The sequence below is a fragment of the Pseudomonas migulae genome, assembly GCF_043225285.1.
Taxonomy (GTDB): Bacteria; Pseudomonadota; Gammaproteobacteria; order Pseudomonadales; family Pseudomonadaceae; genus Aquipseudomonas; species Aquipseudomonas migulae_C.
Genome location: NZ_CP171224.1, coordinates 1,890,757 through 1,907,313 on the forward strand (window position 1 = coordinate 1,890,757; position 16,557 = coordinate 1,907,313).

Annotated in this window: 16 protein-coding genes and 1 pseudogene; 6 read left to right on the forward strand and 11 right to left on the reverse strand. The window is 59.8% G+C overall.

Features of this window, described 5'->3' with window-relative positions; all coding sequences use genetic code 11:
• The first annotated feature begins 138 nt into the window (after window positions 1-138).
• Window positions 139-555 (forward strand): large-conductance mechanosensitive channel protein MscL, encoded by a 417-nt coding sequence (gene mscL / locus ACF6ZU_RS08745; protein ID WP_392891595.1) that lies wholly within the window; start codon window positions 139-141, stop codon window positions 553-555.
• Window positions 556-595: 40 nt separating this feature from the next.
• On the opposite strand, the gene ACF6ZU_RS08750 is transcribed toward mscL, so the two are convergent.
• Window positions 596-1,372 (reverse strand): ferredoxin--NADP reductase, encoded by a 777-nt coding sequence (locus ACF6ZU_RS08750; RefSeq protein ID WP_392891597.1) that lies wholly within the window; start codon window positions 1,370-1,372, stop codon window positions 596-598.
• 334 nt (window positions 1,373-1,706) lie between these two features.
• On the opposite strand from ACF6ZU_RS08750, the pseudogene ACF6ZU_RS08755 reads away from it, so the two are divergent.
• Together ACF6ZU_RS08755 and ACF6ZU_RS08760 are read left to right on the forward strand one after the other, a co-directional pair.
• A pseudogene (locus ACF6ZU_RS08755) lies at window positions 1,707-2,437 on the forward strand (autoinducer binding domain-containing protein).
• Window positions 2,438-2,601: 164 nt separating this feature from the next.
• Window positions 2,602-3,726 carry a methyltransferase gene (locus ACF6ZU_RS08760; protein WP_392891598.1) on the forward strand — a complete coding sequence of 375 codons (1,125 nt, stop codon included), beginning with the start codon at window positions 2,602-2,604 and terminating at the stop codon, window positions 3,724-3,726.
• A gap of 78 nt (window positions 3,727-3,804) precedes the next feature.
• Here ACF6ZU_RS08760 and ACF6ZU_RS08765 read toward each other — a convergent pair whose 3' ends face one another.
• The 3 genes from ACF6ZU_RS08765 to ACF6ZU_RS08775 are packed head-to-tail and all read right to left on the reverse strand — an operon-like array spanning window position 3,805 to window position 6,480.
• On the reverse strand, window positions 3,805-3,972 hold the full coding sequence (locus tag ACF6ZU_RS08765) for a DUF2474 domain-containing protein (protein WP_064680606.1): 168 nt from the start codon (window positions 3,970-3,972) through the stop codon (window positions 3,805-3,807).
• Window positions 3,973-4,029: 57 nt separating this feature from the next.
• Window positions 4,030-5,037 (reverse strand): cytochrome d ubiquinol oxidase subunit II, encoded by a 1,008-nt coding sequence (gene cydB, locus ACF6ZU_RS08770; protein WP_392891600.1) that lies wholly within the window; start codon window positions 5,035-5,037, stop codon window positions 4,030-4,032.
• Between the two features lie 3 nt (window positions 5,038-5,040).
• Window positions 5,041-6,480 carry a cytochrome ubiquinol oxidase subunit I gene (locus ACF6ZU_RS08775; RefSeq protein ID WP_392891601.1) on the reverse strand — a complete coding sequence of 480 codons (1,440 nt, stop codon included), beginning with the start codon at window positions 6,478-6,480 and terminating at the stop codon, window positions 5,041-5,043.
• Between the two features lie 376 nt (window positions 6,481-6,856).
• On the opposite strand from ACF6ZU_RS08775, the gene ACF6ZU_RS08780 reads away from it, so the two are divergent.
• Window positions 6,857-8,095 carry an MFS transporter gene (locus ACF6ZU_RS08780; protein ID WP_392891603.1) on the forward strand — a complete coding sequence of 413 codons (1,239 nt, stop codon included), beginning with the start codon at window positions 6,857-6,859 and terminating at the stop codon, window positions 8,093-8,095.
• On the opposite strand, the gene ACF6ZU_RS08785 is transcribed toward ACF6ZU_RS08780, so the two are convergent.
• From ACF6ZU_RS08785 to ACF6ZU_RS08805, 5 genes are all read right to left on the reverse strand, one after another.
• Window positions 8,092-10,293 carry a xanthine dehydrogenase family protein molybdopterin-binding subunit gene (locus tag ACF6ZU_RS08785; protein WP_392891605.1) on the reverse strand — a complete coding sequence of 734 codons (2,202 nt, stop codon included), beginning with the start codon at window positions 10,291-10,293 and terminating at the stop codon, window positions 8,092-8,094. The genes ACF6ZU_RS08780 and ACF6ZU_RS08785 overlap by 4 nt on opposite strands.
• Window positions 10,293-11,279 (reverse strand): FAD binding domain-containing protein, encoded by a 987-nt coding sequence (locus ACF6ZU_RS08790; RefSeq protein ID WP_392891607.1) that lies wholly within the window; start codon window positions 11,277-11,279, stop codon window positions 10,293-10,295. Before ACF6ZU_RS08790 ends, ACF6ZU_RS08785 begins: the two co-directional genes overlap by 1 nt.
• The gene (locus tag ACF6ZU_RS08795) at window positions 11,276-11,809 is read right to left on the reverse strand and encodes a (2Fe-2S)-binding protein (protein WP_392891609.1); all 534 of its coding nucleotides are present in this window, start codon (window positions 11,807-11,809) and stop codon (window positions 11,276-11,278) included. The genes ACF6ZU_RS08790 and ACF6ZU_RS08795 overlap by 4 nt, the downstream gene beginning before the upstream one ends.
• Before the next feature lie 133 nt (window positions 11,810-11,942).
• Window positions 11,943-12,491 carry a DJ-1 family glyoxalase III gene (locus ACF6ZU_RS08800; protein ID WP_392891611.1) on the reverse strand — a complete coding sequence of 183 codons (549 nt, stop codon included), beginning with the start codon at window positions 12,489-12,491 and terminating at the stop codon, window positions 11,943-11,945.
• A 66-nt stretch (window positions 12,492-12,557) separates the two neighbouring features.
• The gene (locus ACF6ZU_RS08805; RefSeq protein ID WP_392891613.1) at window positions 12,558-13,004 is read right to left on the reverse strand and encodes a DUF4879 domain-containing protein; all 447 of its coding nucleotides are present in this window, start codon (window positions 13,002-13,004) and stop codon (window positions 12,558-12,560) included.
• 222 nt (window positions 13,005-13,226) lie between these two features.
• Here ACF6ZU_RS08805 and ACF6ZU_RS08810 point away from each other — a divergent pair, with 222 nt between their 5' ends.
• Both ACF6ZU_RS08810 and trmA read left to right on the forward strand, forming a co-directional pair.
• The gene (locus ACF6ZU_RS08810) at window positions 13,227-14,522 is read left to right on the forward strand and encodes an NCS2 family permease (protein ID WP_392891615.1); all 1,296 of its coding nucleotides are present in this window, start codon (window positions 13,227-13,229) and stop codon (window positions 14,520-14,522) included.
• The gene (trmA, locus tag ACF6ZU_RS08815) at window positions 14,519-15,598 is read left to right on the forward strand and encodes a tRNA (uridine(54)-C5)-methyltransferase TrmA (RefSeq protein WP_392891617.1); all 1,080 of its coding nucleotides are present in this window, start codon (window positions 14,519-14,521) and stop codon (window positions 15,596-15,598) included. Before ACF6ZU_RS08810 ends, trmA begins: the two co-directional genes overlap by 4 nt.
• A 54-nt stretch (window positions 15,599-15,652) precedes the next feature.
• Here the strand turns inward: trmA and ACF6ZU_RS08820 are convergent, their stop codons facing one another.
• Together ACF6ZU_RS08820 and ACF6ZU_RS08825 are read right to left on the reverse strand one after the other, a co-directional pair.
• On the reverse strand, window positions 15,653-16,099 hold the full coding sequence (locus ACF6ZU_RS08820; protein WP_392891619.1) for a DUF2442 domain-containing protein: 447 nt from the start codon (window positions 16,097-16,099) through the stop codon (window positions 15,653-15,655).
• Complete coding sequence (locus ACF6ZU_RS08825; protein WP_392891621.1) at window positions 16,096-16,524, reverse strand: DUF4160 domain-containing protein; 429 nt, start codon at window positions 16,522-16,524, stop codon at window positions 16,096-16,098. The genes ACF6ZU_RS08820 and ACF6ZU_RS08825 overlap by 4 nt, the downstream gene beginning before the upstream one ends.
• Window positions 16,525-16,557: the final 33 nt, after the last annotated feature.

Genomic DNA, 16,557 nt, shown 5'->3' on the forward strand with positions numbered 1-16,557 from the left:
AGAAACGATGGTTTTGTAAACTTTTCTCCGCTGCCCCAGTCGATTGCAGGCAAGCTCCGTAAGCAGTTGTGTCGAGCGAGAAGGCTGTGGCTGACTTACACTGTGTTACCAACCTCATCTGTAACAAGGAAATAACCTATGGGCGTGATCAGTGAGTTCAAGGCCTTCGCGGTCAAAGGCAATGTGGTCGACATGGCCGTCGGTATCATCATCGGTGCCGCCTTCGGCAAGATCGTTTCATCGTTCGTCGGCGACGTAGTCATGCCTCCCATCGGCCTGCTGATCGGCGGGGTGGATTTCAGTGACCTGGCCATCACACTCAAGGCCGCCAGCGGTGACACCCCCGCCGTGGTGCTGGCTTACGGCAAATTCATCCAGAGCATGATCGACTTCATCATCGTCGCGTTTGCGATCTTCATGGGCGTCAAAGCCATTAACCGCTTGAAGCGCGAGGAGGCCGTAGCACCTACCCTGCCGCCTGTTCCAACCAAGGAAGAAGAACTCCTGGGCGAGATCCGCGATCTGCTGAAGGCCCAGAACAATCGGCCTCAGTGACTGGCTGCATGCGAAAACGGCGCCTTCGGGCGCCGTTTTTTTACCAGTAGTTTTCCACCGCTACCTGCCCTGGACGCCGACTGAGGCTCAGGTGCATGTCGCGCTGCTTGAGCAGCTTGCGTGTGTCATCGATCATCTGCGGATTGCCACAGAGCATGACCCGCGAATGCTCGGCCGTCAGCGCTACACCCGCGATTCGCTCGAGTTCGCCCGTCTCGATCAGCGTGGTGATGCGCCCGTTCAACGCCCCCAGATGCGCCTCGCGCGTGACAGCGGGGATAAACTGCAGTTTGTGCGCGTATTCGGCCAGGTAGTCACGTTGCGCCAACCCCGCGATCAGTTCCTGATACGCCAGTTCCCGCACTTCACGGGCGCTGTAGACCAAAATGATTCGTTCAAACCGCTCCCAGACTTCGAAGTCCTGCAGGATCGACAGGAACGGCGCCACGCCGGTGCCTGTGGATAACAACCAGAGATCGCGACCGTCGACAAAACGGTCAAGCGTCAGGTAACCAAAGGCCTGGCGGTCGACCAGCAAGGTATCGCCCACGCCCAGCCGGCTCAGCTCACTGGTGAACTCGCCCCCCGGCACCACAATGGAAAAGAACTCGAGGAACTCGTCGTAAGGTGAGGAGACCATGGAATAGGCACGCCACACTGTACTGCCATCAGCCTTTGTGACTCCCAACCGGGCGAACTGCCCGGCACGAAAACGAAAACCCGGATCCCGTGTCGTGCGCAGGGTGAACAGGCTCGGAGTCAGTGGTTGGACGTCGAGCAGGGTCTGGCGGGTGAATTTTTCTGCGCTGGCAGTCATGGGGCGCTCCATTGAACAGGTGCCTCCAGTGTCCCGCAAAGCTCGCCGGTTAAACACCGACGATTTGTAATGCCTTTAGCGTTAGCCTCTCAACAAGATTAAAAAGCATTAACTATTACATGCACCATTTAGTTAGCACACTTATAAAACACTCAATAACATTAAAGTCGACATATCGTGAACGGTATTTTATTAGAACCGGATATTTAATTTTTAAAGATTAAAACAGCAAAAAAATATCATATCTCCATAGGAATCGTCCTACACTCGACCCCGTGCAGGATCTCGGATCCAACAGGCACCCCCCAAAGAAACAAAATAGTGGAGATACATCATGGAGCCGTGGAAGGAGTCGCAACTTGAACTACTTTCGCGCACGACGGATATTGATTCCGCGTACTCGAACGCTCTTGAATTCGCGAATAATATCGGCTTTAAATTTTTCGCTTTTTCAACTACTTATCAAACAAAAAACAACCACCCCTGCACTATTCGACGTAACAATTTCCCCGCTGAATGGAACAAGGAATATGAACAAAAAAACTGAGCGAAGTGGATCCGGTAGTAGCCCACTGCCATCAAAGCATGATGCCGATTTTGTTGAGCAAGACTGTTTACTCCGAGGTGCCGTGGCTGTGGGATGCACTCGTTGAACAGGGCTTGCAGCACGGCTGGTCACAATCCGTACATGACAACGAAGGTGGCCACTGCAGCATTTTGAGCCTGGCTGGAAGCCGTGAACCACTCACGGCATTGGAGCTGTACGAACACCTCGGGTTCTCGATTTTCATCGCTCATCACTTGCACGCACTGGTCGTACGGTCACTCCCCAAGCCGGCGATGAAACGACCGCCGCCGCATTTGTCGCCTCGCGAAATAGCCGTGCTGGAACTGGCAGCAACGGGCAAGACCGCCGAACAGAGCGCCAGAATTCTCAACCTCAGTCCGCGCACCGTGCATTTCCACACGCAGAGCTGCATAGAGAAACTCGGTGTGTGCAACAAGATTTCGGCGATCATTGCGGCCATCCAGGCCGGCTACCTCAACAGCAACTCGATCCGTTGATCCGTTAAAAGCCACGGGTAATCCAAGAGAAAAAAACGTACCATTTGCAGCCCCTCCTGAGTGATGACGTGTGAAGTTCCACGACGCAGTACACTCGGACGGCCTCGCCCGCTACAACGCCCCTGGGCCGCGGGACACCCGTTGATTACCCAGAGCCCCGCCCCATGCCTTTGCTCGAAACGCCCTTCGCCCGACTCGACCTGATCCGCCAGCCCGAACAGCAGAACGAACCGCTGCAAGCGTTTGATGCCGCCGATGAATACCTGCTCAGCCATCTGGCTGAACAACAACCGTCTGCGGAGACGCGCGTTCTGGTGCTCAATGACAGTTTTGGCGCGCTGGCCGCCAGCCTGGCGGGCAAGGTCCAGGTCACCAGCAGTGGCGACTCGTTCCTGGCGTTGCTGGGCCTGGAAAAGAACCTGATCCGCAATGGCCAGGCATTTGATGCCGTGCCGAGCGTTCCTGCCAGCGAAGCGTTCACCGGCCCGTTTGACCGGGTATTGATCCGGGTGCCGAAAACCCTGGCACTGCTGGAAGAGCAACTGATCCGCCTGCAAGACCAACTGGCACCCGGCGCCCAGGTGATTGCCGGAGCCATGATCAAGCATCTGCCACGGGCGGCCGGGGATTTGCTGGAACGCTACATCGGCCCGGTGCAGGCCTCATTGGCGGTGAAGAAAGCTCGACTGTTGATCGCCACGGCGGAAGCCAAAGCGCCCGCGACGTCGCCCTACCCGACCCGCTATCGACTCGACTCGCCGGCCATCGAACTGCTCAACCACGCCAACGTGTTTTGCCGGGAAGGTCTAGACATCGGCACCCGGGCGTTCCTGCCGCACTTGCCGAAAAACCTCGGCGCGGCGCGGGTCGCCGACCTTGGTTGCGGTAACGGCGTGTTGGCCATCGCCAGCGCCCTGCAAAACCCGGAGGCACACTACACGCTGGTGGACGAATCGTTCATGGCGGTGCAGTCGGCCGCCGAGAACTGGCGCGCGGCGCTGGGGGATCGGGACGTGATCGTACGTGCCGGCGACGGTCTGGCCGGGCAGGACGCACAATCGCTGGACGTGGTGCTGTGCAATCCGCCGTTTCACCAGCAACAAGTGGTGGGCGATTTTCTTGCCTGGCGGATGTTCCAGCAGGCACGGGAAGCGCTGGTGGTGGGCGGTGCGCTGTACATCGTCGGCAATCGCCACCTGGGTTATCACAGCAAGCTGGCGCGGTTGTTCCGTGGTGTCGAACAAGTGACGGCCACGCCGAAGTTCGTGATTCTCAAAGCGCGGAAATAATCCCGGGCAAAAAAAACCCTCCAGCACAGGAGGGTTATGAATCCGTGCCGCGAGGCATCGGGATGGGGTCTTGCGAATTCAGTGGGTCGAGAGGCCTGCGGCATTCATGAACATGCGCATCAGACTCGCGACGATGAACAGCGCCACCACGCTGCCCGTCCAGATCATCGCCAGCCAGCCGAGTCGCTGCCAGAGCGGCTTTTTCTCTGCTGCTTCGATTTCCTGCAAGGAATGTTTGCCAGCCATCATCGTGATCTCCTCTGAAACGGCGCAGGTTTCAGCCGTACGCCGTTGCCGTGTGCGCTAGTGGTAACCATCTTCATGGGTGACCTTGCCGCGGAACACGTAGTAGCTCCAGAAGGTGTAGCCCAGGATGAACGGAATGATGAACAGCGTGCCGACCAGCATGAAGCCCTGGCTTTGCGGCGGTGCAGCGGCGTCCCAGATCGAGATCGACGGCGGCACGATGTTCGGCCACAGGCTGATGCCCAGGCCGCTGTAGCCGAGGAAGATCAGCACCAGCGTCAGCAGGAACGGCGTGTAGTGCGCATTGCGGGCCACGGCGCGGATCAGGCCATACATGGTCACCAACACCAGAATCGGCACCGGCAGGAACCAGAACAGGTTCGGCAGCGTAAACCAGCGAGCGGCGATTTCAGCGTGGGCCAGCGGTGTCCAGATGCTGACGATGCCGATGACGGCCAACACCACGAAAGCCAGTGGCCGCGCCAGATCGTGCATCTGCTCTTGCAGCTTGCCTTCGGTTTTCATGATCAGCCACGTGCAACCGAGCAGCGCATAGGCCACCACCAGCGCCACGCCGCAGAACATCGTGAACGGCGTCAGCCAGTCCAGCGAACCGCCGGCGAACTGCCGGTTGACCACCGGCAAGCCATCAATGAACGCCCCCAGCGCGACGCCTTGGAAGAACGTCGCTGCGACGGAACCACCGATGAACGCCTTGTCCCACAGATGGCGCTTGTCGTCCCTGGCCTTGAAGCGGAACTCGAAAGCCACGCCGCGAAAGATCAGCCCGATCAGCATGAAAATCAGTGGCAAGTACAGCGCCGACAACACCACCGAATACGCCAGAGGGAACGCGCCGAACAACGCTGCGCCGCCCAGTACCAGCCAGGTTTCGTTGCCGTCCCAGACCGGCGCCACGGTGTTCATCATCACGTCACGGTCGGTCTTGCCCGGGATGAACGGGAAGAGAATCCCGATCCCCAGGTCGAAACCGTCCATGACCACGTACATCATGATGCCGAAGATGATGATCACGGCCCAGATCAGCGGAAGATCAATACCCATGACTCAAATCTCCTTTTGCAGGCTGGGGCCGTGATCGGCATCGGCGGAATCGTCGGCGGCGGACAGCGGACGGGCCGGCGTACGTTTCTTGCCTGGACCACCGTCAGGGGTTTCCTTGCCCTCGTCGATCTTCGGCCCTTTGCGTACCAGACGCATCATGTAGCCCAGGCCCGCACCGAACAGCGCGAAATACACCACGACGAACAGGATCAGCGTGATGCTCATCTGCATGAAACTGTGATTGGAGGACGCATCCGCCGTGCGCATCAGGCCGTAGACGACCCACGGCTGGCGGCCGATTTCTGTGGTAAACCAGCCGGCGAGGATCGCGATCAGGCCGGACGGGCCCATCCACAACGCCAGGTACAGGAACGGCCGCGAGGTATACAGCTTGTCGCGTTTGCGCAGCCACAGGCTCCACAACCCGGTGAAGATCATCAGGAAGCCCAGGCCCACCATGATCCGAAACGACCAGAACACGATGGTCGAATTCGGCCGGTCTTCCGGCGGGAACTCCTTGAGCGCCGGCACTTGCTTGTCCAGCGAGTGGGTGAGGATCAGGCTGCCCAGGTATGGAATCTCGACCGCAAATTTGGTCTTCTCGGCTTTCATGTCCGGCCAGCCGAACAGGATCAGCGGCGTGGGTTCATCCCCGACGTTTTCCCAGTGACCTTCGATCGCGGCGATTTTTGCCGGCTGATGCTCCAGCGTATTGAGCCCGTGAAAGTCACCGATGACGGCCTGGATGGGCGCCACGATCAGGGCCATCCACATGGCCATCGAAAGCATCGTGCGAATGGCCGGGTTGTCCTTGCCACGCAGCAAGTGCCAGGCCGCCGAAGAACCGACGAAGAATGCCGTGGCAACGAAGGCGGCGGTGGCCATGTGCGCCAGGCGGTACGGGAACGACGGGTTGAAGATCACTGCCAGCCAGTCCGTCGGGATCACACGACCGTCGATGATTTCAAAGCCCTGGGGCGTTTGCATCCAGCTATTGGAGGCGAGAATCCAGAAGGTCGAAATCAGCGTGCCGACCGCCACCATCACCGTCGAGAAGAAGTGCAGATTGCGGCCGACCTTGTTCCAGCCAAACAGCATGACACCGAGGAAACCCGCTTCGAGGAAGAACGCGGTGAGCACTTCATAGGTCAACAAGGGCCCGGTCACGGCCCCGGCGAAGTCGGAGAAACGGCTCCAGTTGGTGCCGAACTGATAGGCCATGACCAGCCCGGAGACCACGCCCATGCCGAAGTTGACGGCAAAGATCTTCGACCAGAAGTGGTACAGGTCACGGTAGGTATCGTTGTGGGTTTTCAGCCACAGGCCTTCGAGTACCGCCAGGTAACTCGCCAGACCGATCGTGATGGCCGGGAACAGGATGTGGAACGAGATGGTGAACGCAAACTGAATTCGGGCGAGATCAAGCGCCTCCAAACCGAACATAAGTCTTCCTCTGTCAGGTAATACCGGCTGAAGGCTTAAGCCTGCACCCACTGCCCCCACGGATATGGAGTGTGGCGAATTTGCATTCGTTCTTTTTTTACAAACATCACACGTAGGGAATCTGGCCATCTGGCCACCGGATCAATTCCACGAAGGTGTTGATCTGGATCAAGCATGGGTAAAAGAGTAGTCCGGTTTTAGACGATGGACGGTGTGGTCTTTTGCCGCGTGACAGGTTGCCTCACGGGCTTGGCAATCAGCCGCAACACTTTCCCAGAGGGATCGGTGTCTAGCTAACTAAATTTCCCGTCTCTGCAACTTTTGGTTACAGCTTGGTGATAATCTCGACCTTCCCCTCGCTCAAGATCTGCCTCAGATGCCCAGCCAAGCGCCCTTGCTGTTACGTCATCACCGCCCTTTCATTGCGTTCTGGCTGGCCCGGGTGTTTACCGCCAGTGGCTTTCAGATGCTCACCGTCGCCATCGGCTGGAACCTCTATCAGCTGACCGGCAACGTGCTGGACCTGGGGCTGGTCGGCCTGGTGGAATTTGCCCCGCGCGTGCTGTTCATGCTGCACACCGGGCATGTCGCCGACCGCTACGACCGGCGCAAGGTCGCGGCGATCTGCCAGTCGCTGCAAGCCTTGATTGCGCTGACCCTCGCGATTGGCGGCGCCACCGGCCACGTCACCCGGGAAATGATCTTCATCCTCGCGTTCCTGCTCGGCGCCGCACGTTCCTTCGAGATGCCGACCACCCAGGCGTTGCTGCCCAGCATCGTTCCCGCAGCGCTGTTCCCCCGCGCCGTCGCCGCCGCGCAGTCGGCGCAACAATCGGCAACCATCGTCGCTCCGGCACTCGGTGGTTTGCTGTATGCCTTCGGCAGCGTCTGGGTCTACGGGCCGACAGTGATCCTGTATGTGATCGCCTGCGCACTGATGCTCAACCTGCCCGCCCGGCAAACGCCACTGAACAAAGGCAAGGCCACCCTCGATTCGCTGCTGGCCGGCATCCGCTTCATTCGCAGCCGCCCGGACATTCTCGGGGCCATTTCCCTGGACTTGTTCGCCGTGTTGCTCGGCGGCGCGACAGCATTGCTGCCAGTGTTCGCCAAGGACATCCTGCTGACCGGCCCTTGGGGGCTGGGCCTCCTGCGTTCGGCGCCAGCCGTCGGTGCGTTGCTGATGTCGCTGTGGCTGGCGCGGTTTTCCGTGGACCGCAAAGTGGGCCGCGTGATGTTCACCGCGGTCGGCGTGTTTGGCGTCGCGACCATTGCGTTCGGCCTGTCCACGTCGTTCTGGTTCTCTTTGGCCGTACTGGTGGTGTTGGGCGCGGCGGACATGATCAGCATGGTGATTCGCGCGTCGTTCGTGCAACTGGAAACACCGGATGAAATGCGCGGCCGAGTCAGCGCCGTGAACGGCCTGTTCATCGGCGCTTCGAATCAGTTGGGCGAATTCGAATCCGGCCTCACCGCCCACTGGTTCGGCACCGTGCCGGCGGTGGTCATGGGCGGAATCGGCACCCTGGTGGTGACCGGCGTCTGGATCAAACTGTTCCCGACCCTGGCCAATCGCGATCGCATGCATGTGCCGACGGAAGAAGCCAGGGTTTAAAGCAGCTTGTCGAGGGTGATGGGGAAGTCCCGCACCCTTTTTCCCGTGGCGTGGTAGATCGCATTCGCTACTGCTGCCGCTACGCCGACGATACCGATTTCACCCACCCCCTTGGAACCCAGTGCATTGACGATTTCGTCGTGTTCTTCGATGAACAATACGTCAATGTCGCCGATATCCGCGTTCACGGGTATATGGTATTCGGCCAGGCTATGGTTCATGTGCCGCCCCAGTGCGTGGTCGGTTTGCGTCTCTTCATGCAAAGCCATACCAATGCCCCACACCACACCACCGAGAATCTGGCTACGGGCCATTTTCGGATTGACCACCCGCCCCGCCGCAATGGCGCTGACCACGCGACTGACCATCACCGTGCCCAACGCCTCATCAACCAGCACCTCCACGAACACCGCCGAATGCGTCGCGGTGGCGTAGGCCTCACGTTTTTTGTCCGGCTCAGCGTCTACCTGAATTTCCAGCACATCCTCACCGCTGGCCCGGACCAGATCGGCAAGTGATATCCGCTCATCGCCCAACGACAGCCAGCCGTCTTCGAAAATGGCCTGCTCCGGCGTCGTCCCACTAAAGGCCGGAGAAGTTTGCCGCGCCACCGCGAGCAGCCTTTCCTGCAGCGCTTCGCAAGCTTGCTGCACAGCCGTACCCACCGACGACACGGTGAACGATCCGCCTTGCAAAGGCGCGGTGGGTAGCGAGGAATCACCGAGCACAAAAGTGACATCCTTCAAGGAAACGCCTGACGCCTGTGCAGCAATTTGCGTCATCACCGTGTAGGTTCCGGTACCGATGTCCGTGGTCGCGCTGCTGACCGTCAGTTTGCCTTGATGATCGAGCGAGGCTTTGGCACTGGCTTTTTGCTGCATGGCCTCCCACACACCGCCCGCCATGCCCCAGCCCACCAACTGTCGGCCCTGTCGCATGCTGCGCGGTTCGGCATTGCGCTGGTCCCAGCCAAAACGCTTGGCGCCTTGGGCGTAACATTCACGCAACTCTTTACTGGAATAAGGTTTGTCCTCGTTCTGATTGCGCTCGCTGTAGTTGACCAGGCGCAACTGCACCGGATCGATAGCCAGCGCACAGGCCAGCTCGTCCATCGCGCACTCCAGACCGATCAACCCAAGCGCCGCTCCCGGCGCACGCATGTCCAGCGGCGTAAAGACGTCGAGCGGTACCAGCTTGTAGTTCAATTGCACGTTGTCGCAGTGATAAAGCATGCCGCTCCACTCCACCACGTGTTCGGTGAAATCTTCGAAACGCGATGTCTGGCCGATGGCGGTGTGACCGACCGCCAGCAGACGCCCATTGGCTGCCGAGCCCAATTGCAGACGCTGCAAGGTGCGCGGGCGATAACCGAATGTGAACATCTGCTGACGCGTCAGCGTCACCCGCACCGAGCGCTTGAGTTGCAGCGCCGCCATCACCGCCAGCGGCAGTTGATACTGCGGGCGCAACCCCGAGCCGAATGCACCGCCGACATAAGCCGCAAAAACCCTGACTTGCTCTTTCTCAAGCCCGAAGACTTTTTGCACGTAGGACTGGCAGTTTTGCGGGCCTTGGGTTTTATCGTGGATGTGCAGGCTGCCGTCTGCCTGGTACAGCACTGTACTAGCGTGCGGTTCCATCGGATTGTGGTGTTCGATAGGGGTGCTGTAGTTCAGGTCCAGACGGATGGCTGCGCCGGCGTACTCGGCCTGAAAATTCCCACGAGGTTTGGGTAACTCGGCGGGAGCCTGGTGCGCCTCATCTTGCAAACTCAGTAGATCGGTCTGATGGCGCGCTGTTTCGTATTCAAATCTGAGCAACGACCCTGCATGGCGCGCCAGCTCGAGGTTATCGGCGACGACTAGCGCCAACGGCTGCCCGCTGTACAGGACGCGATCGTTGTAAAACGGGCGAAAAGGCGAGCCCTTCGCCGAGTCCGCATCTTCATAGTCTTTGTCGTAGCTGGCGATTGTCGGGCGGTTGCCGTGATGGATGACAGCGAACACCCCCGGCAGCGCCAATGCCTCGGACGCATCAACGCTGATGACACGCCCACAGGCAATCGTACTGGACACAACACTGCCATGAAGCAAGCCATCTTCGGGAAACTCCCCGGCATAACGCGCCTGACCGGTCACTTTTAGATGGCCGTCAACACGGTCGATGGGTTGCCCTACGGGTTTAGTGAAAGTGTTCATCAGGCCTGCCCTCCTTGCGCGGCGTCGCTCAGCGCACGAATGATGGCCCGGTGCGCCAGTTGCACTTTAAAAGCGTTGTGCTCGAGCGGTTCGGCGTTTTGCAGCATGGCGTCAGCGGCGGCAGTGAATGTTTCCACGCTCGCCGCTTTACCCACCAGCCAGGATTCGACGTTCTGGTCACGCCACGGTTTGTGCGCGACACCACCAAGAGCAAGGCGCGCCTCACCAATGATTGGCCCATTCATATCCAGCGCAGCTGCCACCGAAACCAGGGCGAAGGCATAAGAGGCGCGATCTCTAATCTTCAGGTAGTGGCTGTGGGCGCTAAATCCTGCGGCGGGTAATTCAATCGCGGTAATCAGTTCATCGTCCGCCAACTGGTTGTCTTGCTCAGGGGCATCACCGGGCAAACGGTGGAACTCGGCGAACTCGATAATACGGGCACCATCGCGTCCCTGAACATGCACCCGCGCCTCGAGCGCCGCCAACGCCACGCACATGTCAGAGGGATGCGTGGCAACGCACAGTGCGCTGGCACCGAGAATCGCATGGATTCGGTTGAGCCCCTGCCTCGCCGGACAGCCACTGCCGGGCTCACGCTTATTGCATGGCACGCTGGCGTCATAGAAGTAGTAACAGCGGGTGCGTTGCAGCAGGTTGCCACCGGTGCTGGCCATGTTGCGCAGTTGTGGCGAAGCCCCAGCCAGGATCGCCTGGGACAACATCGGATAACGCTGTTCGATCAAGGGGTGCCAGGCCAGATCGGCATTGCTGACCAGCGCGCCGATCATCAGCCCTCCGCTGGCCGTTTCCGAGACTTCACGCAATGGCAATCCGGTGATGTCGATCAGATGCTCCGGTCGGGTGATGTTTTCCTTGATCAAATCCAACAGATTTGTGCCACCTGCGATGAAGCGCGATGCCGGACCGGCAAGATGGACCGCGTCCCGAACTGAATCGGGCTTGGTGTAATGGAAGGGATTCATTGGGCACCTCCTTGCTGGCTGCGCTGACGGCAGTCTGGAAGTGCTTCTTCAATGGCATCACGAATATTGCTGTAGGCGCCGCACCGACACAGGTTACCGCTCATCAGTTCCTTGATCTGATCAGGGGTGCATGCACGGCCGTCATTGGCCAAACCGACTGCCGAGCAAATTTGCCCTGGCGTGCAATAGCCGCACTGGAAGGCATCATGTTTGATGAACGACTGCTGCATCGGGTGTAAATCGTCCCCGCTCGCCAGTCCTTCAATGGTGGTCAGCTCAGCGCCATCGCACATCACTGCCAGTGTCAGACAGGCGTTCACTCGCTTGCCATTCAGCAACACTGTGCAGGCGCCGCATTGGCCATGATCGCAGCCTTTTTTCGTACCGATCAGGTCCAATTGCTCGCGCAGCAGATCAAGCAAGGTGATCCAGGGCAAGACCGCCAACTCTCGCTCCCGGCCATTGAGCGTCAAGTGTATCGGGTGACGAACGAAGGACGGCTGCGCCGCCTCGGAACAGGTCGCGCTCATAAACACCTCACGGTTGGTCGTACACTCGCGGCGTTTTCGCAAACCGCCGTCATTAGGGGTACGACTTCGTGGGTATTTGAGCGTTCAAGAAGATTGATTTGTGAGGAAGGAACGGCGTCTTCGCCGCTCCGGGTCAGACGAATTCCTTCTCCACCGCCGTTCGGGTCGCCTTGCCGCAGAGTTGCTCCACCAGCATCAGGGCGAATGCCAAGGCACCGCCTGAGCCTTGAGCGGTGACGCAGTTGCCATCGACCACCACCGGTTGATCGACAAAGTTGCAACCCGAGAGTTGATGGCTGGCGCTCGGCAGGCACGTCATGCGTCGCTGCCGCAGGACGCCAAAGGCCTGCAATGCCAGCGCCGGGGCTTCGGCTATGCCGGCGAACAGGCGACCGGCGGCCGCCTGGTCCTTGATCAATTGCTGCAACGGTTGATGGCCTGCCAAGTGTTGCGCACCGACGGCACCACCGGGCAGCACGACCAGGTCGAACGGTTGGGCCAGTAAATCCACCATCATCGCATCCGCCGTCACGCGGGTGCCGCGGGCACAGGTGAGCATGCGCCGCCCCTCGATGCTGGCCACTACCACTTCCACTTTGGCGCGGCGCAGTACATCGATCAGCGTCACTGTTTGCAGGTCATCGATGCCCTCGGCGAGGGTAATCAGGGCTCTAAAGGTCATGGGCGCAGTCCGCAGGATGATCCTTAAAGCGTAGTCAGCTTTCCTTACCCTTGTTCGCGCCGGCCGTTACTTGATGTAAAGCTGGGTCGACAGGGTATTGCCCGGTGCGTTGATGGACGTGTTGCTGAAGGTGAACGTGCCTTCCTGTTTGCCGGCCAGGTCGAAGACATACAGGTAGCCGACGGTTTTTCTGCCAACGCTGCATTCGGTCAGGTTACCGTTATCGAACGCACAGACCGGAGTGCGGGTGCCGTTGATCTCGAAACCGTCCAGGCCGACATGGGCCGCTCGGCCGTAACCGACTTCCAGCACGTAGATCTTGATGTTCGGTCCGCTGTGATCGCAGCGGGTCTTTTCCTGGCCTTCGCTGATGTCCTCAAAGCCACAGGCCGGCGACTCGACCTTGAGCACCTTGACCTGACTCAACGGCGCCGCCGAGGCAGCCGAAGCGGTTTGCGCCACGGACAACAGGGCAATAAATGCTGCAAACAGGCAAACCAGACGCTTTTTCATGTAATCCCCGTGTCCCCCAAAACCAGCGCGCAGTATGGCGTACTTGGCTTTAACGCAAAACATCGACGACGATCACCGCCATAAGCAGCCACAGCCCCACGCTGCTGGTATGATGCGCGGCTTTTTCCGACCCACAGAAAATTACCAGGCGCCTGCAGCGGTCTGTGCTTTGCTGTTGAGGTCGATACATTCACGGCGCCGGGCGCGCCACGGGGAGCAGACATGCTGGAAAGGCTGTTTCAACTCAAGGCACACAACACCAACGTGCGGACCGAGATTCTTGCGGGCGTCACGACCTTCCTGGCCATGGCCTACATTCTGTTCGTCAACCCGAGCATCCTCGGCGAGACCGGCATGGACAAGGGCGCGGTGTTCGTCGCGACCTGCCTGGCAGCCGCCATCGGCTCCACGGTGATGGGCCTGATCGCCAACTACCCGATCGCCCTCGCACCGGGCATGGGCCTGAACGCCTTCTTTACCTACACCGTGGTCCTGCACATGGGCCACACCTGGCAAGTGGCGCTGGGCGCGGTGTTCATCTCGGCCGTGTGCTTCTTCCTGCTGTCGATCTTCCGCATCCGGGAATGGATCATCAACAGCATCCCGCTGCCGCTGCGTTCAGCGATTGCTGCCGGTATCGGCCTGTTCCTGGCGTTGATCGCCCTGCACAACGCCGGCATCGTGGTCAGCAATCCGGCGACCATGGTCGGCCTCGGCGACCTGAAACAACCGGCACCGATCCTCGCCACCCTGGGCTTTGCCCTGATCGTCGCCCTGGAAGCGCTCGCCGTACGCGGTGCCGTGCTCATCGGGATTCTGGTGGTGACCATTGCCTCGATTGCCCTCGGCTTCACCCCGTTCGGCGGCGTGATGTCGATGCCGCCTTCGCTGGCGCCGACCTTCCTGCAACTGGACATCAAAGGCGCGCTGGACATCGGTCTGGTCAGCGTGATTTTCGCCTTCCTGTTCGTCGACCTGTTCGACAACTCCGGCACCCTGATCGGCGTCGCCAAGCGCGCCGGCCTGATGGGCAAGGACGGCCACATGCCGAAAATGGGCCGCGCCCTGATCGCCGACAGCACCGCGGCCATGGCCGGTTCGTTGCTCGGCACGTCGACCACCACCAGCTACATCGAATCCGCTGCGGGCGTGAGCGCCGGCGGCCGCACCGGTCTGACGGCCATCGTGGTGGCGATCCTGTTCCTGCTGGCGCTGTTCTTCTCGCCACTGGCGGCCAGCGTTCCAGCCTTTGCCACGGCGCCTGCCCTGCTGTTCGTCGCGGTGCTGATGACGTCTGGCCTGGCTGAAATAGACTGGGACGACATCACCGTTGCCGCACCGGTCGTGGTCACTGCGCTGGCCATGCCATTCACGTATTCCATCGCCAACGGCATCGCCTTCGGTTTCATCTCCTGGACCGCGATCAAGCTGCTGTCCGGTCGCGGCCGTGAGCTGAACCCGGCGCTGGTGATTCTGTCGATTCTGTTCGTGATCAAGTTGGGTTGGTTCAACGCATGACTTTTGATTCCCAGGCCTACACCGTTCAGCTCGAAGAAAAGGTTGCGCGCCTGCGTGACCTGCTGGCCCCGTTCGATGCCCCGGAACCGGCGGTGTTCGACTCGCCGTTGAAGAACTTCCGCTTGCGCGCCGAATTCCGCCTGTGGCGCGAGGCCGGCGAACGTCACTACGCGATGTTTTCCCAGGAAGACAAACGCACGCCGATCCTGATCGAAGAATTTCCGATCGCCAGCCTGCGCATCAATGAGTTGATGCCGCAACTGAAAGCCGCGTGGCAAGCCAGCGCGGCCCTGAGCCACAAGTTGTTCCAGGTGGAGTTCCTCACCACCCTGGCCGGCGATGCGATGATCACCCTGTGCTATCACCGCCCGCTGGATGAACACTGGCACGCGGCGGCATCGAAGCTGGCAGCCGACTTGAACGTCAGCGTGATCGGTCGCTCGAAAGGCAAACGCGAAGTCATCGGTCACGATTACGTCGTCGAAAAACTGCAAGTCGGCGGCCGCACCTTCAGCTACCGCCAACCGGAAGGCGCATTCACCCAACCGAACGGCACCGTGAACCAGAAGATGCTCAACTGGGCTTACGACGCCCTCGGCGATCGCCCGGACGATTTACTGGAGCTGTATTGCGGCAATGGCAACTTCACGCTGCCGCTGGCGACCCGCGTGCGCAAAGTGCTGGCCACCGAGATCAGCAAGACCTCGGTCAACGCCGCGCTGAGCAACCTCAGCGAAAACGCGGTGGATAACGTCACGCTGGTGCGCCTGTCCGCTGAAGAGCTGACCGAAGCCCTGAACGAAGTGCGCCCGTTCCGTCGCCTGCACGGCATCGATCTCAAGAGCTATGAATTCGGCAGCGTCTTCGTCGACCCGCCTCGCGCCGGCATGGACCCGGACACCTGCGAGCTGACCCGGCGCTTCGATAACATCCTGTACATCTCCTGCAACCCGGAAACCCTCGCGGCCAACATCGCCCAGTTGCACGACACCCACTGCATTACCCAATGCGCGATGTTCGACCAGTTCCCATGGACTCACCACATGGAATCCGGGGTCTTGCTGACCCGGCGTTGATCACAGCCGCCCGATACAAAACAGCCGTCAATACGACGGCTTTTTTGTGCGCGCTTATTCGCTGATTTCCGGCTTGCGCGGACGCCCGCCCTTGCGACCATTGGCCCGCGCCGCCTCGGCTTTGGCGGCGCTGCTTTGACGGCCATTGCGCGAGGCGATGACCGACGCGGCCATGTCCATCAGCGGCTTGCTCGCCGAAATCATGCCGGCGATGGACACGTGTAAATCCTTGCCCTCGTGACAGAGCGCGGTTCCGGAAAAGCCGACTTTCAGTCCGGCGAAATCCTCGGCCTCGAAACCATCGAACTCCGGATATTGCTGCACCGGCAGGAGCACGCCACTGCCATCCACGAATCTGAGGGCCAGGCACGGCTCAACATGGGACACGGCCGTCACCTGAAAACCACCTTTGTGGCGCGCTTGCCCTCGCCGGATGGCGGTATCCAGCGCAGCTTCAGTCACAGGCCGATCGGCCGGTGTTTTCGCCTCTATCGTTTTCATAACTTGATCTCCACACCCTCCGAAACGCCAAACAGCGCCAACGAGGTCTTGTTCGTCTCGGGCTCATAGCAAGCCGAATAAATCATGTTGGTTGCACTGGTGATCCTTTTCACCACGGCCACTTCGCTGGTCTGCCAGTCCCATATCTGATGATCAAGACAGACCGTTTGCAGCTTTTCCCACCAGATCCTGCGGGCACGCCGCAAGTGAACAGGCTGTCGAAGCGCGTGACGCAAGCCTTCCAGCACGGCGGCAGGTGGCCGGTTGGAATGAGGCACCACATCCCACAGCTCGACGCCGTTGTGCCAAAAGCAGAACTTGAAGCGGGCGCTCCAGGCTCCGGCGTCTACATGGGTGTGCGGTGGGCAGTGTTCATCGCGCAGCATGATCACCATCGAAAGCCCTTTGTAGCGGAACAGTTTCATGCTAACCCATCCGTTAGGTTAATGAGCCCAATG